The sequence below is a fragment of the Bacillus sp. MUM 116 genome (assembly GCF_001866655.1).
Classification (GTDB): Bacteria; Bacillota; Bacilli; order Bacillales; family Cytobacillaceae; genus Neobacillus.
On record NZ_MLYR01000017.1, the window covers coordinates 1 to 23559 of the forward strand.

General features: G+C 40.9%; 20 protein-coding genes. 16 read left to right on the forward strand and 4 right to left on the reverse strand.

The annotated features are described in order from the left end of the window. Positions 1–254: 254 nt before the first annotated feature. Complete coding sequence (locus BIV60_RS03955) at positions 255–569, reverse strand: YgaP family membrane protein (RefSeq protein WP_071354421.1); 315 nt, start codon at positions 567–569, stop codon at positions 255–257. Between the two features lie 167 nt (positions 570–736). Here BIV60_RS03955 and BIV60_RS03960 point away from each other — a divergent pair, with 167 nt between their 5' ends. From BIV60_RS03960 to pruA, 8 genes are all read left to right on the forward strand, one after another. Further along, on the forward strand, positions 737–2479 hold the full coding sequence (locus tag BIV60_RS03960; RefSeq protein ID WP_071354422.1) for an adenine deaminase C-terminal domain-containing protein: 1743 nt from the start codon (positions 737–739) through the stop codon (positions 2477–2479). A 65-nt stretch (positions 2480–2544) separates the two neighbouring features. After that, entirely contained in the window at positions 2545–3579 is a 1035-nt protein-coding gene (locus BIV60_RS03965; RefSeq protein ID WP_071354423.1) for a DUF3048 domain-containing protein, read from the forward strand. A gap of 28 nt (positions 3580–3607) precedes the next feature. Further along, positions 3608–3925 (forward strand): YerC/YecD family TrpR-related protein, encoded by a 318-nt coding sequence (locus BIV60_RS03970; RefSeq protein ID WP_071354424.1) that lies wholly within the window; start codon positions 3608–3610, stop codon positions 3923–3925. A gap of 387 nt (positions 3926–4312) precedes the next feature. Beyond that, a complete protein-coding gene (pcrB, locus tag BIV60_RS03975; protein WP_071354425.1) occupies positions 4313–4996 on the forward strand; it encodes a heptaprenylglyceryl phosphate synthase in 684 nt (227 codons plus the stop codon). Positions 4997–5063: 67 nt separating this feature from the next. Then, positions 5064–7310, forward strand: coding sequence for a DNA helicase PcrA (gene pcrA, locus BIV60_RS03980; protein ID WP_071354426.1), 2247 nt, complete (start codon positions 5064–5066; stop codon positions 7308–7310). Between the two features lie 27 nt (positions 7311–7337). Continuing rightward, on the forward strand, positions 7338–9344 hold the full coding sequence (gene ligA / locus BIV60_RS03985; protein WP_071354427.1) for an NAD-dependent DNA ligase LigA: 2007 nt from the start codon (positions 7338–7340) through the stop codon (positions 9342–9344). Between the two features lie 14 nt (positions 9345–9358). After that, positions 9359–10504 carry a CamS family sex pheromone protein gene (locus BIV60_RS03990; RefSeq protein WP_071354428.1) on the forward strand — a complete coding sequence of 382 codons (1146 nt, stop codon included), beginning with the start codon at positions 9359–9361 and terminating at the stop codon, positions 10502–10504. Positions 10505–10652: 148 nt separating this feature from the next. Then, complete coding sequence (gene pruA, locus BIV60_RS03995) at positions 10653–12200, forward strand: L-glutamate gamma-semialdehyde dehydrogenase (protein WP_071354429.1); 1548 nt, start codon at positions 10653–10655, stop codon at positions 12198–12200. 82 nt (positions 12201–12282) lie between these two features. Here pruA and BIV60_RS04000 read toward each other — a convergent pair whose 3' ends face one another. Beyond that, positions 12283–13104 (reverse strand): hypothetical protein, encoded by an 822-nt coding sequence (locus tag BIV60_RS04000; RefSeq protein WP_083402085.1) that lies wholly within the window; start codon positions 13102–13104, stop codon positions 12283–12285. Positions 13105–13451: 347 nt separating this feature from the next. Here BIV60_RS04000 and BIV60_RS04005 point away from each other — a divergent pair, with 347 nt between their 5' ends. The 8 genes from BIV60_RS04005 (at position 13452) to BIV60_RS04040 (ending at position 22123) form a co-directional block, all read left to right on the forward strand. Further along, positions 13452–13700 (forward strand): hypothetical protein, encoded by a 249-nt coding sequence (locus BIV60_RS04005; protein ID WP_141770398.1) that lies wholly within the window; start codon positions 13452–13454, stop codon positions 13698–13700. 24 nt (positions 13701–13724) lie between these two features. Next, entirely contained in the window at positions 13725–14711 is a 987-nt protein-coding gene (locus BIV60_RS04010) for a hypothetical protein (RefSeq protein WP_071354431.1), read from the forward strand. A 330-nt stretch (positions 14712–15041) separates the two neighbouring features. Continuing rightward, positions 15042–16502, forward strand: coding sequence for a uroporphyrinogen-III C-methyltransferase (cobA, locus tag BIV60_RS04015; protein WP_071354432.1), 1461 nt, complete (start codon positions 15042–15044; stop codon positions 16500–16502). Between the two features lie 39 nt (positions 16503–16541). Further along, on the forward strand, positions 16542–17159 hold the full coding sequence (locus BIV60_RS04020; protein ID WP_071354433.1) for an NAD(P)-binding protein: 618 nt from the start codon (positions 16542–16544) through the stop codon (positions 17157–17159). 86 nt (positions 17160–17245) lie between these two features. Next, positions 17246–18295 carry a glycoside hydrolase family 15 protein gene (locus BIV60_RS04025; RefSeq protein WP_071354434.1) on the forward strand — a complete coding sequence of 350 codons (1050 nt, stop codon included), beginning with the start codon at positions 17246–17248 and terminating at the stop codon, positions 18293–18295. 186 nt (positions 18296–18481) lie between these two features. After that, positions 18482–20074: a malate synthase A gene (gene aceB / locus BIV60_RS04030; protein ID WP_071354435.1), complete on the forward strand. Its 1593-nt coding sequence runs from the start codon at positions 18482–18484 to the stop codon at positions 20072–20074. A gap of 46 nt (positions 20075–20120) precedes the next feature. Next, a complete protein-coding gene (gene aceA, locus BIV60_RS04035; protein ID WP_071354436.1) occupies positions 20121–21407 on the forward strand; it encodes an isocitrate lyase in 1287 nt (428 codons plus the stop codon). Positions 21408–21688: 281 nt separating this feature from the next. Further along, the gene (locus tag BIV60_RS04040) at positions 21689–22123 is read left to right on the forward strand and encodes a YueI family protein (RefSeq protein ID WP_071354437.1); all 435 of its coding nucleotides are present in this window, start codon (positions 21689–21691) and stop codon (positions 22121–22123) included. Between the two features lie 183 nt (positions 22124–22306). Here BIV60_RS04040 and BIV60_RS04045 read toward each other — a convergent pair whose 3' ends face one another. Next, positions 22307–22768, reverse strand: coding sequence for an OsmC family protein (locus tag BIV60_RS04045; protein WP_071354438.1), 462 nt, complete (start codon positions 22766–22768; stop codon positions 22307–22309). A gap of 17 nt (positions 22769–22785) precedes the next feature. Then, on the reverse strand, positions 22786–23436 hold the full coding sequence (locus tag BIV60_RS04050; protein WP_071354439.1) for a lysozyme family protein: 651 nt from the start codon (positions 23434–23436) through the stop codon (positions 22786–22788). Positions 23437–23559: the final 123 nt, after the last annotated feature.

The following is a 23559-nucleotide window of genomic DNA, read 5'->3' on the forward strand; positions in this document are numbered from 1 at the left end:
GAGGAAAAAAGAGAGTTGACAGTAACCGAAGAAGGTTTAAGATGCCCGAGAAGAGGAAAAAAGAGAGTTGACGGTAACCGAAAGAGGCTGCAGATGCCAGAGAAAAGGAAAAAAGAGAGTTGACGGTAACCGAAAAAGGATATATATGCCCGTAACGAGGAAATAGAACAGTCGCGATAACCAAAAGAGGTTGTAAAAAAAACGAAAAAAAGCCCTTCCAAGAAGGAAAGGCCATTTTTATCAAAAAATACTATTTAAGTCGGATTATAAGGCAGAACCTCATCCCCATCAAGATTCGTTAACCCCTCCAATCCATCCATTGAGTCATTGGAAGGCTCTGACTTTTTTATTTCAGGATTCAAAGCAGGGCATTTTTTATAAAGATCTGTTACAGGGCAGTAACGGACAATTCCCTCCGCCACCTTCATCGCACCACAAACAGCTGCCAATAAATAAGAATCTCTCCATGGTCTTTTAACAAGCTTGGCGGTTGCCCAAGCAAGAATCGTAAATCCAAAAGTAATACGAATCAACGCATTTAATATCCCGATATTCGGTTTAATATTCATATTTTGTTCACTCCTTCACAAAATTTTTACATTATTTATCAACTCTTTACTGCTTTACATTATGAAATATGATAGTATATTAACAAATGGATTTTGAAAGGGTTTTCTTAACGATTAAATCAATATTCTTTTATAGATAAATAGACATAAAAAGGGAGGGATATCGTGTGCTGGAACAACGTTATCGATGGAAAAATAAAAACCTAAGAACACATGTATCAGTATTAGAGGGGAAAACTTCACCCACCATTTTATTAAAAAATGCTTTGTATTTAAACCAGGCCTTTCGCCAATGGATGAGAGCCAATATTTGGATTTATGACGATCGGATTGTGTACGTCGGCGAAAATCTGCCGGCAAAATTAAAAAACTGTGAAATCATTGATTGTACAAATGAAATTCTTGTTCCCGGATACATTGAACCGCACGCCCATCCGTTTCAATTATATAATCCCCATACGTTTGCGGAATATGCATCACAATTTGGAACAACAACTTTAATCAATGACAATATGGCGATTATTTTAAACTTGAAAAAAAGGGAAGCGTTTTCATTATTAAGGGAACTCCGGACGATTCCGACCACAATGTTTTGGTGGAGCCGTTTCGATTCACAAACGGAAATTATCGAGGAAGAAGAAACATTTTCACATAGTAATGTAAAACTGTGGCTTGAGCATGATGCCGTCCTTCAGGGCGGGGAATTAACCGGCTGGCCAAAGCTTCTTGATGGAGACGATATGATGCTTCATTGGATCCAGGAAGCGAAGCGTATGCGAAAGAAAATTGAAGGCCATTTTCCGGGCGCATCCGAAAAGACTTTGGCGAAACTGATGTTGCTTGGAGCGGATTGTGACCATGAATCGGTGACAGGAGAAGAAGTTTATAATCGCCTAATGCAAGGGTATATGGTAACTTTACGTCATTCGTCGATTCGACCGGATTTACCCGTTCTCCTTGATGATATTAAGCGATTAGGGATTCAAACATATGACCGGTTTATGTTTACTACGGATGGTTCGGCATCCAATTTTTACGAGAATGGCATTATTGATAAGATGATTCGGATTGCAATCGAAAAAGATGTTCCGGTGATTGATGCTTATAATATGGCAACGATGAATGTCGCGCGGTATTATAACATTGAATCTATTCATGGAAGCATTGCGACTGGACGAGTGGCCAATATTAACTTTTTATCAAGTATTGAAGACCCAACACCGGTTTCCGTTCTTGCAAAGGGAAAATGGGTGAAACGCGATGGAAAAGCAACAAATGTGAAAACGCAGATTAATTGGCCAGAATTCGGACTGAAGCCATTGCATTTGGATTGGGATTTGTCTATAGATGATTTACAATTTTCAATGCCTTTTGGTATTAAGATGGAAAATTCCGTTATTACCAAACCATACTCGATTGCGATCGATGTTTCAGGAGACGAACTGCCGACGGATCATGATGAAAGCTTTTTTACGTTGATTGACCGGAAAGGAAAGTGGAGAATCAATACCATCCTGAAGGGCTTTACTTCTAAAGTATCTGCACTGGCAAGCTCTTTCTCAAGCACAGGAGACATCATTTTAATTGGTAAAAATAAAAATGATATGATCTATGCTTTTAACCGTATGAAAGAACTTGGCGGAGGGATTGTTTTGGTGCAAAATGGCCAAGTGATTTGCGAAATTCCCTTGGCATTGGGAGGCATTATGTCTGAAAAACCAATGGAACAGTTAATGAAGGAAGAAAAAAGGCTTCTTGAGGAACTGAGTGAACGGGGATATTCATTTGGAGACCCAATCAGCAGTTTATTGTTTTTCTCTTCTACTCATTTACCGTACATTCGGGTTACTCAGCAAGGAATGTACGATGTTATGAATAAAACAGTACTCTTTCCGTCTATAATGCGTTAAAATGTAACTAGGTTAGTGCATTACAGTATAAAAGTCTTTTAACCAAAAATAGGGGTGGCTATTAGATGAAAAAATGGGCGGTCATAGCGGCAGCTGTCTTCTTACTGTTATCCGGATGCAGCAAAAATGAACCTGTCAAAAAGCCTGATAAGAATGTGCAAAAAGATGTAGGAAAAGTTGAACAAAAAAACGAATTCCCATATTATTTTCCTTTAACCGGAAAAGGCTCACAGACAGAAACAAACGGTAGAGCCGTTGCTGTAATGATTAATAACCATCCAGCTGCAAGACCGCAATCAGGTTTAAACAAGGCCGATATTGTTTATGAAATTTTGGCTGAAGGAAATATTACAAGATTTCTTGCGGTATTTCAAAGCGAAAAGCCAAAAAATATTGGACCGGTTCGAAGCGCCAGGGATTATTATATTGACTTGGCAAAAGGATTAAATGCACTTTATATTGCACATGGATATAGCCCTGAAGCTAAGAAAATGCTGAATTCCGGCTATATAGATAACTTAAATGGCATCAAATATGATGGAACCCTTTTCCATCGTGCCAGCTTCAGAGTAGCCCCGCACAATTCTTATATTACTTATGATAATATTTTAAAGGGTGCGGAAATGAATCATTATTCAATGGATCAAACGCCACCTGCCTTTAAATTTCTTTCCGAGGAAGAAGCTAAAAAGGTGACAGGCAGCGATGCCGCAACTGTAAAAATCTCCTATTACGCAAGCAGTGATTTTGACTGTGTTTATCAGTATGATTCTGCTACTGGAAAATATAAGAGGTTCCAAGGCGGGGAACAAACCGTTGATTTTGAAACGAAAGACCCGATTCTATTGGATAATATTTTTATTGTTGAGGCGAAGCATGAAGTCATCGATAAAAAAGGACGCCGTACCATTGATCTTCAATCCGGTGGAAAAGGTTATTTGGTACAAATGGGGAAAGTAAACGAAGTCGACTGGAAAAATGAAAATGGCCATATTGTTCCTGTCAAAAACGGGGAAGACGTTCCGTTTGTACAAGGTAAAACATGGGTAAATGTGGTCCCTACCGACCCGGGATTGCAAAAAAGTGTTTCGTTTAAATAATCTTATTCAAACCAAAGGGGTAAAAAATATGCAAATCAATAAGCTTAGAGGGAAAGCACTGGATCAGCTTTTTCAAGGGATTCTTTCGATAAAAGATCTTGAAGAATGTTATCGTTTTTTTGATGACCTTTGCACGATTAATGAAATTCAGTCATTAGCTCAACGCTTAGAAGTGGCAAGAATGCTTCGTGAAGGGAATACCTATCACCGGATTGAAACAGAAACCGGTGCGAGTACCGCAACGATTTCACGTGTCAAACGCTGCCTAAACTATGGTAATGATACGTATGAAATGGTGCTAGACCGAGTCAAGGAACAACAATCGGCACCCACAGAAGAAGCATAGTTGAAAAACCGGAGAGATGAAACTCTTCGGTTTTTTCTTTTGACTTTGTGAATTGTCCAGCGCAAGCGTGCTGCCCCTCTAGGGAAAAAATGAATTGCTTTTTTCCTAGGTCGCTATCCTGCTCCTGCTCCTGCGGCAAAGAATATTCGAGGGATGCACTGTTCACCTCATCGCATGCTTGCAGGATGAAGATTCAATGATGGCATGCCGATGAAGTCAAAAAATGACTTCACTCAGGCCCTCAAGCAGCTGTCGGGGCTGATCAAGGCGCTTCCGCTTTTCCTATTGGATATGATTTCATAAAATTGATTTATGGTTTTCTTTTTTATTACCATTCCTGTAATGCTATAATGGTGTAATGGAAAATGAACTTAGGAGGACTTTGGGATGTATGATTTTCGCGAGTGGCGCCATGTGTTTAAACTCGACCCGAATAAACAGATATCGGATGAACATTTAGAAGCTATTTGTGAATCAGGTACGGATGCAATAATCGTGGGAGGTACAGATGGAGTTACGCTCGAAAATGTCCTCGACTTAATGGCCAGAATCCGTAAGTTTTCGGTACCATGTGTCTTGGAAGTATCGGGCATTGAAACCGTTACTCCAGGATTTGACCTCTATTTTATTCCAACCATATTAAATAGCCAGAAATCAAAATGGATTACCGGACTTCATCATCAGGCAGTAAAGGAATTTGGCGACCTTATGAATTGGGAAGAAATCGTCATGGAAGGGTATTGCATTATGAACGCTGAATGCAAAGCAGCTCAGCTGACAAAAGCGGATACTGCGATCTCCGATGAAGATGTAAGAGCCTACGCGATGATGGCAGAAAAAATGTTTCATCTTCCTATTTTTTATCTTGAGTTTAGTGGTCAATATGGACAACCTAATTTGGTTTCAGATGTTAAAAAAGTCCTTGAAAAAGCGACCTTTTTTTATGGCGGCGGGATCTCCACCTTTGAGCAGGCAGTGGAAATGTCTCAATTTGCGGATGTCATTGTTGTTGGAAACGCAGTTTATGAGGATTTTAACAATGCCTTAAAAACCGTTAAGGCCGTTCGATAGACAATTGCTGAAATAGCAAAGTGAATGATAAAATAAGAACAAATGTTTGATTTGGCGGTGAGAAGAAATGCAATATTTATCAGACAAGCTTTTGCAAGGCTTAAATCCTGAGCAGCAAAGCGCTGTAAAATGTACGGACGGACCGTTATTATTAATGGCCGGTGCCGGAAGTGGTAAAACAAGAGTTTTAACCCATCGGATTGCCTATTTAATCGTGGAAAAAAGAGTGAATCCGTATAATATTTTAGCGATTACCTTTACAAATAAAGCGGCAAGAGAAATGAAAGAAAGAATCGGGAAAACGATGGGCGGCGCCGCAGAGGAAATTTGGATTTCCACCTTCCACTCGATGTGTGTAAGAATTTTACGCCGGGATATTGACCGGATTGGCTTTAATCGTAATTTCACCATTCTTGATACCACCGACCAGCAATCGGTGATTAAAGGGATTTTAAAAGATAAAAACATTGATCCAAAAAAATTCGACCCGAGGGCAATCCTTGGCGCGATCAGCTCAGCAAAAAACGAATTAATCGAACCAGAGGAGTATGGGAAAACGGCAGGCGGTTATTATGAACAAGTCGTTAGTGAGGTATATGAAGAATACCAAAAGCGGTTGAGGAAAAATCAAGCGCTTGATTTTGATGATTTGATCATGATGACGATTCAATTGTTCCGCCGGGTACCGGATGTCCTTGAATATTATCAGCGCAAATTCCAGTACATCCATGTGGATGAGTATCAGGATACAAACAAAGCGCAATACTTATTGGTAAAATTGCTGGCGATGCGTTTTAAAAATCTTTGTGTTGTCGGTGATTCCGATCAGTCGATTTACAGATGGCGCGGTGCGGATATTGCCAATATTCTATCGTTTGAAAAAGATTATCCAAATACAACTGTTATCCTTTTAGAACAAAACTACCGCTCGACAAAAAGAATTCTTCTTGCGGCGAATAAAGTAATTGAAAACAATTTTAACCGAAAAGCGAAAAACCTTTGGACGGAAAATCCTGAGGGAAATAAGCTTGTGTATTATCGTGCTGACAGTGAGCAAGGCGAGGCTCAGTTTGTTGCCGGAAAAATTAAAGAATTAACCCGAGACGGCAAGCATACGCTTGCAGATATTGCCATCCTCTATCGGACTAACGCCCAGTCCCGTGTAATGGAGGAAGTTTTACTGAAATCGAATATTGAGTACAGCATTGTTGGCGGAACAAAGTTCTACGACAGAAAAGAAATCAAGGACATGTTAGCCTATTTACGATTGATTTCAAATCCCGACGATGATATTAGTCTAAGGAGAATCATTAATGTTCCGAAACGTGGAATCGGCTCAAGCTCGGTCGATAAAATTGCTGACTTTGCAGCAATGCATGATCTCTCTATATACCAGGCATTAGATTCAATTGAATTAATGGGGTTGAGCCCGAAAATTACCAAGTCCGCCCGTGAATTTCGGGATTTCATTCGAAACTATACGCAAATGCAGGAATTTCTATCTGTAACGGAACTAGTAGAAGAAATCCTTGAAAAATCCGGCTATCGTGAGATGCTAAAAGCGGAAAAATCACTGGAAGCACAAAGCCGTCTCGAAAACTTGGACGAATTATTATCTGTTACGAAAAATTTTGAGGAAGTAAGCGAGGACAAAACCCTTGTTGCCTTTTTAACAGATTTAGCCCTTGTCGCGGATATTGATTCAATGGATGAAGAAGTGGAAAAGGCAGATTCGATTGTTCTTATGACCTTGCACTCCGCAAAAGGGTTGGAATTCCCAGTTGTCTTCCTTATCGGCATGGAGGAAGGGGTATTCCCGCATAGCCGATCTCTTATGGAGGAAGCGGAAATGGAAGAGGAACGCCGTTTGGCTTATGTGGGAATTACCAGGGCGGAGCAAAGCTTATTTTTAACCAATGCACAAATGAGGACGCTTTTTGGTCGAACCAGTATGAACCCGGCTTCCCGCTTTATCAAAGAAATACCTGAGGAACTTTTGGAAGATGCGGGACCAAAAGCTGGGAAGAGCACTCCATTTGGTTCAAGGGGAAGTTCTTTTGCAGGCTCCGGCTCTGGTTCAGGTTTTGGAGCCCCTGTTACGAGAAAGCCGGTGATGAGGCCTGTTGCGGCAACAACGGGCGGAGACCAGGCTGGGTGGAAGGTTGGCGATAAAGCCGAACACGGCAAGTGGGGAATTGGAACGGTTGTCAGTGTGAAGGGCGAAGGAGAAGGGACCGAACTTGATATTGCTTTTCCAAGTCCAACAGGAATCAAACGTTTGCTTGCCAAATTTGCGCCGATTAAAAAGGCATAAGAAACGATTAAGGAAAGGGCTGGATTTATGGACCTTCAAACGGCTGAACAAAGAATCAATGAACTAAAAACACTATTAAATCAATATGGCTATGAATATTATGTGTTGGATAACCCAACTGTTCCGGACGCGGAATACGACCGTTTTATGCAGGAACTGTTAAAGCTTGAGGAACAGTATCCGGAATTGAAAACGCCAGATTCCCCTTCTGAACGGGTGGGCGGTTCTGTATTGGATCTATTTGAAAAGGTGGAGCATCGTACCCCAATGCTTAGCCTTGGCAATGCTTTTAATGAAGGAGATTTGAAAGATTTTGACCGCAGGGTCCATCAGGCAGTTGGCGATGATGTTTCCTATGTTTGTGAATTAAAAATTGATGGACTTGCCGTTTCATTACGTTATGAAAATGGCTTGTTCCTTCAAGGGGCAACACGCGGGGACGGCACCATCGGAGAAGATATTACCGCCAATTTAAAAACCATTAAATCCATTCCTCTGCGTTTACGTGAAAATGTTTCGATTGAGGTCCGCGGAGAGGCTTTCATGCCAAAGCGATCATTTGAAGCATTAAACCTGGCAAAAGAGGAGAATGGTGAGGAGCCTTTTGCTAATCCAAGAAATGCGGCTGCAGGCTCCCTTAGGCAGCTTGACCCGAAAATGGCGGCTTCTCGAAATCTCGATGTCTTTTTATATGGCATTGGAGATATAGGCGAAACGGGTGTAACCTCCCATAGCTTAGGGCTTGATTATTTGGACCAGCTGGGGTTTAAAACCAATAAAGAGCGAAGAAAATGTCCGGGGATTGAAGATGTCATTGAGTATGTAAACAGCTGGGTCGAAAAGCGTCCGCATCTTCCTTACGAGATTGATGGAATTGTTATTAAAGTAGACTCACTCGAGCAGCAGCAACAGCTTGGAACGACTGCCAAAAGTCCACGATGGGCCATTGCTTATAAGTTCCCGGCAGAAGAAGTGGTAACAACTCTGTTAGATATTGAACTAAGTGTCGGCCGGACAGGGGTGGTCACACCAACGGCGATTCTTGTACCAGTAAAGGTAGCCGGAACAACTGTTCAGCGCGCCTCCTTGCATAATGAAGATTTAATCCGTGAAAAAGATTTGAAAATCGGTGATAAGGTTGTAATCAAAAAAGCAGGCGATATTATTCCTGAGGTCGTAAATGTCCTTGCTGGTGAAAGGACAGGAAATGAAAAAGAATTCCACATGCCGACACATTGCCCTGAATGTGAAAGCGAACTTGTTCGTCTGGACGGCGAAGTTGCACTAAGGTGCATCAATCCGAAATGCCCAGCTCAAATCCGCGAAGGTCTGATTCATTTTGTCTCACGAGATGCGATGAATATTGAGGGGCTTGGTGAAAGAGTAATTAGCCAGCTTTTTGCCGAAAAATTAATTGCCGATGTTGCGGATATTTACATGCTGGCAAGAGAGCAACTACTGGCCCTCGAGCGGATGGGAGAAAAATCGGTTTCCAATCTGTTAAATGCGATTGAAGCTTCAAAAAGAAATTCACTTGAAAAATTGTTGTTTGGCCTTGGAATTCGTCATGTAGGCGCGAAAGCAGCAAAAATATTAGCTCAGGAATTTGGGGCAATGGATCATCTTGCTGTAGCAACAAAGGAACAATTGATTGCCATTAATGAAATTGGTGATAAAATGGCTGACTCCATCGTTACATTTTTTGAAAAAGAAGAAGCGGTCTCATTGCTTAAGGAGTTAGTTTCTTACGGGGTCAATATGGAGTATAAAGGAGCCAGACCGGTTTCAGCGGCTGAATCTGATTCAATTTTTGCCGGTAAAACAATTGTTCTGACCGGAAAACTAGAGCAGCTTTCACGTAATGAAGCGAAGGAAAAAATTGAGGCTCTGGGCGGGAATGTTGCCGGAAGCGTCAGTAAAAAAACACATCTGGTCATTGCCGGAGAAGATGCCGGTTCCAAGCTCGCAAAAGCGCAAGAACTGGGAATAGAAGTATGGGATGAAGAGAGACTATTAGCTGAATTTAATAAATAAGAGGTGTTACCACCGTGAAAAAGCTATTACTGCTTGCTTTTTCATTTGTTCTCTTGCTTAGCGGCTGTTCATTAAACTTTCAAAAGCAGGATCAGGTCGTACAAACAAAAGAGAAAACAAAAGGAAAAGCAATTATTCCAAAATATAATATTTCTGATCAATATTATCGAACGATTTTACCATTTGAACCAGGGGAAGCCCGTGGGATGATCGTCGGCGATCTTAACACAAGATATGATATTGATGAGTTTGAAACAGGATTAATGCGCATTGCCCAAAATACCTACGATACAAATAAGTATTACTTTCAAGAAGGGCAGCAAATTAAACGGGATACCGTAAAACTTTGGTTAAATCGAAAATTTACAAATTCCCAGTTAAAGGATCAAGGTTTGAAGCCATCAGAAAATATCGGTTTAAATCCGCTTGATACGGGAAAAGGGGAGACACCGATTTACCTTGCTCATATTTTGGAGCATGATTATTTAACGAAAACGGATAAAGGTACGGTTACATTGGGCGGTATTACGATTGGCCTTGCCTTAAATTCAATTTATTATTATCAAACGGTTCAATACGGACCAACTTATGAGAAAAAAATATCCTATTCCAAAATGGAAAGCGAAGGGAAGCAAATTGCCGCAGAAGTATTAAAGCGGATTCGGAGTATGAAAAAGCTGGAGAACATCCCAGTGACGATTGCTTTATTTGAAACACAGAGCAAGTCATCGGTTGTACCTGGCAATTTCTTTGCCTATACAAATGTTGACAGCGGCAGCTCCAGTATTGGCAGCTGGGAAAAAGTCAACGAAAAATACTTTTTATTTCCGTCTTCCGATGCACAAGATAAGCACCGGGATGACCTAACGGCGTTTTTGAATTTTAAGCAGGATGTGGAACAGTATTTTCCAAACTATAACGGTGTAATTGGCAGAGCCTTTTATGTTGACGACCAGCTGCAGGATCTTAAGATCTCCATCCCAATTCAATTCTATGGAAAAATGGAGGCAGTTGGTTTCACCCAGTATGTAACCGGTCTTGTCATGGATCGCTTTCCAAAATATATTTCTGTTTCAGTCAGTGTGACATCTGTTGATGGACCTGAAGCACTGATTGTCAAAAAGGCAAATGAGACAGAACCGTCTGTTTATATTTATTAAAATTATACTATTTTAACAAAAGAATCCGGAGCTTTCCGGATTCTTTTTTTTCATAGTTATAACTGTCGTTCAAATGATTGATACTATGAAATGAATGATGTTACGAATGTGGGTGTAAAGGCTTTTAATACATAGGAGGGTTTTTGATATGGTACAACCTTATAAGCATGAACCATTTACAGATTTTTCAGTGGAAGAAAACCGTCAGGCCTATCTTAACGCGTTAAAAACAGTTGAAGGTGAACTTGGTAAAGATTATGACCTTATCATCGGCGGCGAAAAAATTACGACGGAAGACAAAATTGTTTCTTATAACCCGGCTAACAAAGAAGAAATAATCGGTCGGGTTTCGAAAGCAAACAAAGAGCATGCTGAAAAAGCAATGCAGGCAGCTGTAGAAGCATTTAAAACATGGAAAAAAACAAAACCGGAAGTGCGTGCGGATGTACTTTTTAAAGCTGCATCGATTATTCGCCGCCGCAAACATGAGTTTTCTGCTCTTTTAACAAAAGAAGCTGGGAAACCATGGAGAGAAGCAGATGCAGATACTGCGGAAGGCATTGACTTCCTTGAATATTATGGCCGTCAAATGCTGGCATTAAAAAATGGTGTGCCAGTTCAAAGCCGTCCAAACGAATTCAACCGTTATGACTATATTCCTCTTGGTGTAGGAATCATCATATCACCTTGGAATTTCCCATTTGCCATTATGGCAGGTACTACTGTTGCCGCGATTGTTTCCGGTAATACGGTTTTATTAAAACCAGCTTCAACTACGCCGATTATTGCAGCTAAATTTGTTGAGGTAATGGAAGAAGCAGGTCTTCCAAAAGGCGTATTAAATTTTGTACCAGGAAGCGGCGCAGAGGTGGGCGACTATTTAGTTGACCATAAAGATACTCGTTTTATTAGCTTCACAGGTTCACGTGATGTGGGTCTCCGCATTTTTGAACGTTCTTCTAAAATTAACGAAGGCCAATTCTGGATGAAGCGCTTGATTGCGGAAATGGGCGGTAAAGATACCATTGTGGTTGACAATGAAGCAGATCTTGAGCTTGCTGCGCAATCAATTGTTGCTTCCGCCTTTGGTTTCTCAGGCCAAAAATGTTCCGCATGTTCTCGTGCCGTAATCGTTGAAGATGTATATGATACTGTTTTAAACCGTGTTGTTGAGTTAACTACTCAATTAACAGTTGGAGATCCAACACAGCAAGGTACTTTCACAGGTCCTGTTATTGACAACAATGCGTTCAAAAAAATCATGGAATATGTTGAAATTGGAAAACAAGAAGGTAAATTAATGGCGGGTGGCGAAGGAGACGATTCAAAAGGCTACTTCATTAAACCAACTGTTATTGCTGATCTTGCTCCAAAGGCCCGTCTTATGCAGGAAGAAATCTTTGGCCCAGTTGTCGGGTTCACTAAAGCGAAAAACTTTGATGAAGCAATTGAAATTGCCAACAATACTGATTATGGCTTAACAGGCGCAGTCATCACTTCCAACCGTGCCCACATGGAACAAGCACGCGAGGACTTCCATGTAGGTAACCTTTACTTTAATCGCGGCTGTACAGGTGCCATCGTCGGCTACCAGCCATTCGGAGGCTTCAATATGTCCGGAACTGACTCCAAAGCAGGCGGCCCTGACTACCTATTACTACACATGCAAGCTAAAACAACCTCTGAATTGTATTAATAAAAATAGTGAAAAACCTCTTCTCGTTATGAGAAGAGGTTTATTCATTCGACAATTCCTGTGGTGACAGGTCACCCCCGGATTACATATTCATCTTTGGTACGTCCACGACAAAAGGTGCAACGATGATGCGTCCTTGATATTGAAATTGTCCCCAGATTTTATATACTCCCTTTTTGGGGAAGTAGGTCATGAAGGTTATTTTTGGTCCGTTTTCATTGGTGGTCATGGGGTGAATGTGCAGATATTCTGTCAGGTCAGTTTTTATGGCGACCGCATGTCCCATTGCTCCCAAATAGGGTTGAAGATGGTTAATGGATTTATTTGTTTTTGCATCCTGAAAAGTAAACGTCATGTTGGAATTCATTTCGGCCATTAGATGGTCAAAAGACAGGGAAATTTTTAAGCCATCGACCACTGTAGTTAGTTTTTGATCTGGGATCAGCGGTTTGGATTTCGGGATAGGTCCGTCAATATGAATCCAATGCTTTTCAACACTGTTGTCAACGCCGCCTTTTGGTGTAACTTCCGCAATTAACTGATAATCTCCTCCAGCTGGAAAGGTTGTCGAGATTTCAAATTTGCCATCCCCTTTATACTTTGGATGAAGATGGGAAAAATAAGATAAATCTTTACTAACAATGATTAAATGCATTTTTTTGGTATGTGCCGTTTCAAAAGATTGAATTGGTTTATTTGATTTATCTTTAATGGTAATCGTGATGGGTATAGCCACTTTTGCCTTGAGTGTTCCAGAGGTTTTCCATTCAGACTTTGTTGGAATCACATTTTGCTGCATGGCACCCATTTGATGGTCCATGGTTGATTTTGGCACCCTAATCGCATTACACGAACATAACAAGGCGACGGTCAACAGGATTGGAATCATTTTGAAACTTTTCAAAATTGACAAACCTCCATTAAAAAATTTATTCAACTAGTCTTTTCTTAGTTTGGTATTCGATTGCATATACTATTAAATAATAAGGAGACATAGGAAAGATGTAAAGGAATGTGGAGGATGTGATTTCAAAATGGAAATAACTCGGAATTCAAACAAAAGAATTACGACAAATTTAATTTTTCTTTAATACCTTTTAAGTGTTAATTGTTTATAATAATCATTATGGTGAATTGTATATTGACCAATATGAGGTAATTTTGTAAATAATTGACCAAATCAAATCGAAAAAATGATATGATTTAGAAATACATGCATTTATTTTTGCAAAGGTGTGTGGATTGAAAAAAATGGATACTTTTTCCCTGTTACCTCAATATTTATTACACGTTACTAACGTTCCACATAGCGAAAGTCCCAGTTTAATCTGGTCCTTAATAACCTGTAATACGTTTCTTGTGGTTGCGGCGATTGTTTTTATCGTTAAATTATTTAAGCAAAAAAATGTCCTGAAATCGGGAATTACCTTCGGGATTGTACTGGCGATTAATTATATCCTAATTGCAGTGTATGGGAGTATTTTTGACCTGTTGGGATAGGGGGACAAGGAGGAGGTTGAATTTTTGAAATATTATCGAATTTGGGTTGTTGCTTTCTTATTAAAATTTATTGGCTCAGCCTGGGACGCCTCTTACCATTTTAAATATTTATTTGAGGAATATTCGATTCCGCATATTGTCAATTTTTTCGGCTTTGCGATTGGCGCATTTTTGTTATTTAAAGAGTGGCGCAAGCTTCATTATATGGATCGATTTTCACGGAACCTGGTAACGATTGGGTATGTATTATTTTTAATAGGTATTCCATTAGATTTTAGTTACCATATCGCTTATGGAATTGATTTAACAACATGGAGTCCTACCCATTTTATTTACTATATATCGACCGATATTATGATTATCGGTGTTTGGCGGGGCTATTTTAAGTACACTCAAGATCAAATGCCAAGATGGAAGTCGTTGCATACTTGGTTTGCAATGTTTTTGCTGGAATGTTTATTGTTCCCGAATATGCAGCAGGAAAATGGTGCAATTTCTTATGAACAATATATTCATGGACGTTCCATCGCCTCAAAAGAAATTCTTCAGTTGATTTCTGACCCGGCATCACAAATCTTTGGGGGAATCCCCCAATGGGTATATCCGCTATACTCGGTATTGATGGTAGCCATGTTTACCGTCATTGTTAACAAACTTTGCCGCGACCATGCCATTCCGGTCATGGCAGCAGCGCTTTATATTTTAATTCGTTTTATCTTTAAAACGGTCTTCGTCTTCGTTCATTATCCTACATCCTATGTTCCGGTAACGATTTTATTTATCCCGATTTTTTATGTAGTGTTTAAGAGGGATGGCTGGCTTGCCGGGATTACAGGCGGACTCTTTTATTTCCTTTCCCTGTTTGCCATTAACCGTTTAGGCCTGTTAATTACGCCTCCGCTGGTATGGTGGGAAGCGATACCTGTTGCACTCATCGGGCTTATTGTTCCATTCCTTGCTTCCCAAATTATAAAACTGCCCATTCGGCCAAAAAGAAAACAGCCAGCATAAAAAGTAATGGGTGTTCCCAAAAGGGGAGCACCTTTTCATATGAGAAAAATGTGAAATAGTTCACATAAAGGGGGGTTAAGTAAAAATCCCACAATTTTATATAAAAACAATGATTACAATATAGTTATAGAAAGATTTTAAATCATGTTAAAATAAAGGGAAAATTAAAAAAACGTTATATTAGACTTTCAATTAGGGCAGGGAGTGAAGTAAAATGCTAAGAACAATCACCATATCCCTGTAGCACATTATTCGAATCTTAGAGAAAGAAAAGGGATTTTTTATTAAAATAGATGTTTTATAGATTTGAAGGGAGAAGGAGGCAGCAAGATGAAAAAAGGAAAAGTCTTTTTAGTTGGCGCTGGCCCGATAGATGTTGGCTTAATTACTGTAAAAGGCTTGGAAGCGATTAAACAAGCTGAAGTAATTTTATATGATCGTCTAGCCAATCCGAAGCTATTGGAAAATGCTCCGGCAGATTGTGAGTTCATTTATTGCGGAAAATTGCCCGACCGGCATATTTTACGGCAAGATAGTATTAACGAACTCTTAGTTGCGAAAGCGTTAGAAGGCAAGAGAGTGGTCCGTTTAAAAGGCGGTGACCCGGGGGTTTTTGGCCGAGTTGGTGAAGAAGCAGCTTCTCTAGCCCATAATCAGATATCATTTGAAATCATTCCCGGAATAACCTCAGGGATTGCTGCTCCCCTTTATGCAGGAATCCCTGTTACACACAGGGAATATGGGGAGTCATTCGCTGTAATAACGGCCCATGATAAGTCAAAGGGCGGGAATCCTGCTCTTGACTGGGAGGGACTGGCCCGCGGCATTGATACGATTGCTTTTTATATGGGAGTTGGTAATTTGCCGTATATTTGTGAAAATCTGATTGCAAACGGTAAACCATCTTCTACACCGGTTATATTAATTCAATGGGGCACATTTGGCAGGCAGAAGACTTTGCAGGGGACATTGGCAGATATAGCTCAGAAGGCAGCTGCTGCCATGTTTCGTAATCCATCTATTATACTTGTCGGTGATGTGATTTCTCTCCGGGAAAAACTCAGCTGGTTTGAAAAAAAGTCATTGTATGGCCGGCAAATTCTGTTAGCTCGGACAAGCAATGGTCCAAGTGAATTAGCAAAAGAATTAATGGATCTGGGAGCAGATGTCATTGAATTTCCAAAATGGAAAAAGACATTGGTTCATATTGATTTAGAAAAAGTAGCAGTTTATGATAAGATTTTGTTTGCCCAGCCGGAAAGTGTTGCGGAGTTTTTTGAAGCATTAATTGACAATCAAATTGATATCCGCCATATCAAGGCCAAGTTTTACGGTCCTTCTTTCAAAACGATTAAGGCCTTGAATGATCGGGGGGTTACTGCAAGTTTAGCAGATGAAATGCCCGGTTCGGGAAGTCTCTTGATTGTCGGCGATAACAGTGTCCTGAAAAATATGGAGAATTACGAATTATATGATGTTATGGTGACAAGTCAAAAAGAAATAGATTGGCAGTTCATGCCGATCTTTAACCGTATGCTTGGGGAAGCTCAGATCGATACCATGATTTTTCCATGCAGCGCATCTGTAGAACCATTTCTTGAGGCATTGAGGAAATGTGGCATTTCTATAGAGGAATATGTAAGAAACTCGCTAGTGGTTTGCATGGGAAAGCAAACCATGGCAGCTGCCAGGGGAGCAGGGCTGATGGATGCCCAGATGCCGGTTAAGGCAACAAAAGCAGCTTTGATTGAGTATTTGATTGAGAATATTGGCGTAGAGTTCCGTTCGTAAAAATTGCCGCTTAATTCTACGGGCTTGCGAGGCGAGTACATGAAGACAAATTATCCAGTAATGCTGAAATTGGAAGGGAAAAAGGTAGTCGTGGTTGGCGGCGGCAAGGTGGCCGAGCGGAAGGTTTTAGGATTACTTGACACAGGGGCGGAGATTACCGTAATTAGCCCAGAAGTGACCAAGGCCGTCCAAAAACTGGCTGATGATGGTGTACTCCTATGGAAGTGCAGGGGATTTTCTGCAGACGACCTATCCGGGGCGGCATTAGTTTTCGCTGCGACAAACGATACCGAAATCAATCAAAGGGTGATAACAGCAGCAGGTCCCCATCAGCTTGTAACCATTGCGGATGACCCAGAGGCCTCAGATTTTCATGTTCCGGCAACCGTTCAACGCGGCCGGTTGAATATAGCCGTGTCAACAGGCGGGGCGAGCCCGATTTTGGCAAGCCGCATCCGGTCGGAGCTTGAGAAGCAGTTTGATGAATCATATGAGGAGTATCTTGAATTTCTTTATACGGTGCGTCAGCGGATTTTGCATGAAGTAACAGACCCTTTTTTAAAAAGAAAGCTATTGACGGCAATTGTCAGCCAAGAATTTTTAAAAAGTGACAATCGTGAAGAAGACTTTCGAAAAATATATAATGAGACGGTTTAAGCGGGTATCTACCCGCTTTTTTTGTGTTTAAAAAATAAAGAAACGGGACAAAAAGGAGGGTAAAAAGAAAAAGTTGAGGGTGGAAGATGAACGAAAATGTAATAAATAGCTATCAAATTTTGGATCAGTTACGTTTGCCTCATGGGCTATATTTAGCCTCCGCTTCAAATGATTATCACTATGTTTGGCTGCGGGATTCTTTTTACATGTCATTGCCGTATTTGGAAAAGAACGATGGTCTCTACGAAATGACCTATCATCGGATTTTAGATTTATTTAGAGAATATGAGTGGAAATTGGATATCCATAACCGGCAAAGACCCATTGAGCAATGGGAATACATTCATTCCCGCTATTCAGCCGATGATGTAAGGGAAATCGATACACCATGGGGACATGCACAGCATGATGCCATTGGAGCGATTCTTTGGGGAATTGGAATGGGGGAGAAGCGAGGGAAAAAAATCATCCGTGATGGTAAAGATCATGAAATAGTTCAAAAGCTTGTTGGATATTTAGGCTGTGTACATTATTGGAATGATGCGGATAATGGGATGTGGGAGGAATGGCGTGAAGTCCATTCAAGTTCTGTTGGTGCCTGTGTAGCAGGGCTTAAGTCTGTTCAAAATCTGGTATTCGTTCCGGGAGAATGGATTGAAAAAGGGGAACAAACTTTATCTGTTCTTTTCCCGCGTGAAAGCACAGACCGTCCCTTTGACTTGGCGCAGATGAGTTTAATTTATCCATACAGTGTGTTCACTGGAAAAGAAGCGAATTGGATAGTCGAGCAGATTGAAACCAATCTTTTGCGCGATCGGGGTGTGATCCGCTATCAGGGTGATTCCTATTATTCCCTTTTGGAGGATGAAGGACGGCATTATTCGTTATCCTTTTACTTTGGTACGGAAGCGGAATGGACATTTGGACTCCCATGGCTGGCCCTATGCCATTTAGAATTAGGCGATTTGAATAAGGCAAATGCTTATATTCAATGGACAGAAAAGGTTATGCTGAGTGATGGCAGTTTACCGGAACTTTATTTTGCAAAATCACCAAACTATAATTCCAACACGCCATTAGGCTGGGGAAGTGCGCTGTATATATTAGCGAAAGAGAAATATGAGCGGATAATGTAAGAAATTTTAGGCTGTCGGAAATATTCCAACAGCCTTTTAACATTTTTTTAGATAAAAATACAACTTTAGTATTATTTTAACTTTTTTTTAAAAATTTTCAGAAAAATAGTTCCATTTTTATTTTTTGTGTTATATAATACAAAACGAGGCAAGTTACTGTATTATAACAAAGAGGTGATCAAGTTCATGTCGACGCAAACGACTGGTATTGAAGTGTTAGGTGCTGTTGGAGCCCAGTATGATGAGGTTTTGACATCGGAGGCTTTAAATTTCATTGAAGAGTTGGAGCGGAAATTCGGAGAAAGAAGAATTGAACTGTTACAAAACAGAAAGAAACAGCAGGAGGAAATTAACAACGGAAAGCTTCCGAACTTCCTGCCTGAAACGAAGCATATCCGAAACGGAGAATGGACAATTGCTCCACTTCCACAAGACCTTCAGGACCGCAGGGTAGAAATTACCGGACCGACCGATCGAAAAATGGTCATTAACGCTCTGAATTCCGGTGCAAAAATCTTTATGGCCGATTTTGAAGATGCCACTTCACCGGCATGGGAGAATATCGTCGAAGGACAAATCAACTTGAGAGATGCAGTAAATCGGACGATTTCTTTTGAAAATCCTAACGGTAAAAGATACGTGCTGCATGAAAAAACAGCTGTATTACTTGTCAGGCCGCGTGGGTTACATTTAGAAGAAAAAAATGTGTTACTTGACGGAAAACCAATTTCCGGCAGCCTTTTCGATTTTGGATTGTACTTTTTCCATAATGTAAACAATTTGCTTGAAAGAGGAACGGGTCCTTATTTTTACCTGCCAAAGCTTGAAAGTCATTTAGAAGCGCGGCTTTGGAATGATGTCTTTATCCTCGCGCAGGATAAACTGGGGATCCCGCAAGGAACGATTAAAGCAACAGTTCTAATTGAAACGATCATGGCTGCTTTTGAAATGAACGAGATTTTATATGAGTTAAAGGACCACTCTGCCGGCTTAAATTGTGGCAGATGGGATTATATCTTCAGTTATTTGAAAAAATTGCGCAATCAAAAGGATGTCATCCTCCCAGATCGCTCCCAAGTAACGATGACAGTTCCATTTATGAGGTCATACTCGCTGTTGACCATTCAAACTTGTCATCGTCGGAAAGCACCGGCAATGGGCGGAATGGCTGCGCAAATTCCAATTCGTAATAACCCGCAGGCAAATGAAGAAGCTTTTGCCAAGGTTCGTGCCGATAAAGAACGGGAAGCACGTGATGGCCATGACGGGACATGGGTTGCCCACCCTGGGCTGGTACCGGTTGCGTTAGAAGTATTTAACCGTGAAATGCCGACGTCCAATCAAATCAATACAACAAAGCAGCAGCACATCACGGTTACGGCGCAAGACTTACTTGAAGCACCAAGTGGGACGATTACTGAAGAAGGTGTTCGTCTCAACATTAATGTTGGAATTCAATATATTGCATCGTGGTTAGATGGAAGAGGAGCTGCACCCATCCACAATCTTATGGAAGACGCAGCAACAGCTGAAATCTCACGGGCACAGCTTTGGCAATGGATTCGCCATCCGAAAGGCGTGTTAACGGACGGCCGCAAGGTTACGACTGAAATGTATCAAGCGTTTAAGGCCGAGGAGTTGGAAAAAATTAAGCAGGAAATTGGCGTAGAGGCCTATGAAAATGGAAGGTTTGCTGAAGCTGTAGAATTGTTTGACCAAATGATTCAAAATGATGAGTTTGCTGAGTTTCTAACCTTACCAGGTTACAAGCTGTTATAGAAAGTTTAAAAAAATATTCTAATAGATTTATAGGGAGGAAATTAACATGACAAATGAAAGAATCGCTGGGTTACAAGAAAGCTGGGAAATGGATAGCCGTTGGAAGGGAATTACAAGACCGTATTCTGCAGAGGATGTAATTAAACTTCGCGGTTCGATTGATATCGAACATACTTTAGCAAAAAAAGGTGCAGAAAAGCTTTGGAAGCTATTAAACGAAGAAGATTATATCAATGCTCTTGGAGCACTAACAGGAAATCAGGCGGTTCAACAAGTAAAAGCAGGACTTAAAGCGATTTACCTTAGCGGCTGGCAGGTTGCGGCTGACGCCAACCTTTCCGGACATATGTACCCGGATCAAAGTTTGTACCCTGCAAACAGTGTACCAAGTGTAGTAAAACGGATTAACCAAGCGCTTCAACGTGCGGATCAAATTCACCATTCTGAAGGTGACAATTCGATCGATTGGTTTGCCCCAATTGTTGCCGATGCGGAAGCAGGATTTGGTGGACAATTAAACTGCTTTGAATTAATGAAAGGTATGATTGAAGCAGGTGCATCTGGTGTACACTTTGAGGATCAGCTTTCTTCTGAGAAAAAATGCGGTCACTTGGGCGGTAAGGTTTTGCTGCCAACTCAAACCGCTGTCCGCAATTTGATTGCTGCTAGACTTGCTGCCGATGTAATGGGTGTTCCAACCGTGCTGGTTGCCCGTACAGATGCGAATGCTGCCGATTTGATCACCAGTGATATCGATATGAATGATGCGCCATTTATTACAGGTGAACGGACTCCTGAAGGTTTCTTCCGGACCAAAGCAGGAATTGATCAAGCGATTGCCCGTGGCTTGGCTTACGCACCATATGCGGATCTGATCTGGTGTGAAACTTCTGAACCAAATGTAGAGGAGGCAAGAAAGTTTGCCGAAGCCGTCCATGAACAGTTCCCTGGCAAACTACTAGCCTATAACTGCTCACCATCCTTTAACTGGAAAAAGAAACTTGATCCAGAAACGATTGCAAAATTCCAACAGGAGCTTGGAAAAATGGGCTACAAGTTCCAATTCGTTACTCTTGCTGGCTTCCATGCTCTTAACCACAGCATGTTCGAACTTTCCCGCGGCTATAAGGAGCGCGGTATGGCAGCATATTCTGAATTGCAGGAAGCGGAATTTGCCAGTGAGGAATATGGTTATACAGCGACACGTCACCAACGTGAAGTTGGTACTGGTTACTTTGATCAAGTATCGATGGTCATCACAGGTGGAACCTCGTCTACAACAGCGTTGAAGGGTTCAACGGAGGAAGAGCAATTTAGTTCATCAGAAAAATAAACAGCGGATCCTTCTCCCCGGGTGTGGGGGGAGGGATTTTTTACGTGGTTATGAGGATTATTAGGATGATTAATTGGAAGTGGAAAGTATTTTGGTTAAAGTAGAGGGTAGAGGGACGGAACCAGAGGGTAAATGCATAAAACTGGAAGGTAAAGCGCCAAAACTGAGGGGTAAACCTGGAAACAACTGATATAAGAGACTTTTGGATGAATGTTTATTCTGGAACCTTTTTCCCTGTCCCATCATAATGATAAGTAGCCTTATAATGGAGTTGATTTGTTTTGAAAAAGCCGACTGTTGACGAGGTACTGCAACAGGGAATCTACGGCCCCCTGGAAACCAAGCCGGAAGAAAGGCGAAAATTTTTAGGAACGTTACGTGAGCGGATAATTATAGCTCTTAAGAAAGGCCAAGTTGGCGAAGTTAAAATCTATCCCCAAGTTGAACAGGAAATGAAGAAGAGTCCACATGCGCATTTATTTTTGAATGGAACCATGAACTATGGTCAATTATCAAAGTATGTAAAACTGGCAGCAAAATATAAAATCGAGCATACCATTGTAACCAACAAGGATCATGGTACAGAGATTGGGCTGGTTTTAGCATTGGACCACGCAATTGACAAAGAAGAAATCTATATTACCAAAAATGCACCGATTCAATTTGATGTGAAAAAGAAAAAGAGCCTTTTTGCAAAGCTCTTTAAGCGAAAATAGCGCTTGGATGAAACCGGCGCTTTTTTGCTATTAAAATACCTTTCTCGGCAGATTCCGATAAGTTTTCTGTCTAACCAATCGTTTGATTAATAGTGCTGAAAAAGCCATTATGAAGGGATTTACCATACATTTTTATGAAAAAGATGTCGGATGGCGGGAGATAAAAAAGGAGAAATTTAATTATTAATCCTGTCCATCGGATGCTTTTTCCACCAATGCCTGCAATTCCAATTCAACATTTCCCTTTATTGCCCGACTAATCATACAAGAGGTTTCAGCTTTTTTAGCGAGCTTTTGCGCAAGTGAAATGTCCTTTTTAGAAGCATCAGTACGTAACACGATATAGGGACGATGAATAATTTTTTTATAGGTAAAAACCCCATTGGTCACATCGACAATTGCTTCTGAATCCATGGTCAAACTCACTTTGTCCAAATGGCTGCGCTCCATCATCGCTGCCAAAGTGATAATGTAACAGGTTGCAGCTGCTCCTAGCAGCATTTCATCAGGATTGGTGCCAACGCCTGGGCCATCCATTTCAGGAGGAATCGAGATTTTTGTTTTTAAGTTTCCTGCCTCAATTTCCCCTACATCATTTCGTAATCCTGGCCAGTTTGCTTTTAAAAGAAATCGATGCTCCGCCATGCTAAACCTCCCAGATTTTAAAAATTTAACGACTTTTGGCTGCCGGAAGCCGGAACGCTTTCAGCCAATGATTGGATATTTCTTGATACCTTCGTACTGTACGTATAATCACCATAACAATAAGGATAACGGAAATTAAACTTGTTTCCGCCACAATTATAGATGGTTGGATTTTTTTCAACCTGCTGTAAAGAGAATTTTTTCGCTAATTCCTCACTGTGCCTGCCGCCGTGCTCGGCGACATAGTCGATATACCCTGTCCCCATGTTATATGCTTGGATGATGGTTGGAAAATCTACTTTTCTTTGTTTTCCATATATGACAGCCCGACGAAAATGTTTTACCCCGACGCGGATACTTTCCTTAGGATCCTGAATCGTATTTCGAGCTAGTCCTGCCGATTCAGAGGCCTGCATTGGGTCACCGCCTTTACCACGGCTTTCCTGCTGCATTAAGGCAACGAGAACCGGAGTGTATTTTTCCATATGGTATTGTTTTAATTCATCGTGAATTAAAGGTTCATATTTTTTAACATTCGTAAAGGACTTGTTTAGGTTTAGAATATCAGAGGGATTGCCTTCCACAAATTTACTGATAAGAATAAAGGCAAAACAGAGCATAAACAGGAGGGTAATCACACGGGTTTTCTTTTTCCGTCTTTTTTTCATTCACTTACCTCTCCAATTTCAATTTTTACTTATATATTATAACCCCATAGCGTCCCAAATTAAAATGTTAGGCAGGAATATGGGAGAACATTTTATTGGAAACAAAATTTGCCCTTTAGCGAC

Bases quoted from the DNA above. Each gene is read 5' to 3' on its own strand.
- BIV60_RS03955 (WP_071354421.1), bottom strand. From the start codon at position 569: ATGAATATTAAACCGAATATCGGGATATTAAATGCGTTGATTCGTATT.
- BIV60_RS03965 (WP_071354423.1), top strand. From the start codon at position 2,545: ATGAAAAAATGGGCGGTCATAGCGGCAGCTGTCTTCTTACTGTTATCC.
- BIV60_RS03970 (WP_071354424.1), top strand. From the start codon at position 3,608: ATGCAAATCAATAAGCTTAGAGGGAAAGCACTGGATCAGCTTTTTCAA.
- pcrB (WP_071354425.1), top strand. From the start codon at position 4,313: ATGTATGATTTTCGCGAGTGGCGCCATGTGTTTAAACTCGACCCGAAT.
- pcrA (WP_071354426.1), top strand. From the start codon at position 5,064: ATGCAATATTTATCAGACAAGCTTTTGCAAGGCTTAAATCCTGAGCAG.
- ligA (WP_071354427.1), top strand. From the start codon at position 7,338: ATGGACCTTCAAACGGCTGAACAAAGAATCAATGAACTAAAAACACTA.
- pruA (WP_071354429.1), top strand. From the start codon at position 10,653: ATGGTACAACCTTATAAGCATGAACCATTTACAGATTTTTCAGTGGAA.
- BIV60_RS04005 (WP_141770398.1), top strand. From the start codon at position 13,452: ATGGATACTTTTTCCCTGTTACCTCAATATTTATTACACGTTACTAAC.
- cobA (WP_071354432.1), top strand. From the start codon at position 15,042: ATGAAAAAAGGAAAAGTCTTTTTAGTTGGCGCTGGCCCGATAGATGTT.
- BIV60_RS04020 (WP_071354433.1), top strand. From the start codon at position 16,542: ATGAAGACAAATTATCCAGTAATGCTGAAATTGGAAGGGAAAAAGGTA.
- BIV60_RS04025 (WP_071354434.1), top strand. From the start codon at position 17,246: ATGAACGAAAATGTAATAAATAGCTATCAAATTTTGGATCAGTTACGT.
- aceB (WP_071354435.1), top strand. From the start codon at position 18,482: ATGTCGACGCAAACGACTGGTATTGAAGTGTTAGGTGCTGTTGGAGCC.
- aceA (WP_071354436.1), top strand. From the start codon at position 20,121: ATGACAAATGAAAGAATCGCTGGGTTACAAGAAAGCTGGGAAATGGAT.
- BIV60_RS04045 (WP_071354438.1), bottom strand. From the start codon at position 22,768: ATGGCGGAGCATCGATTTCTTTTAAAAGCAAACTGGCCAGGATTACGA.
- BIV60_RS04050 (WP_071354439.1), bottom strand. From the start codon at position 23,436: ATGAAAAAAAGACGGAAAAAGAAAACCCGTGTGATTACCCTCCTGTTT.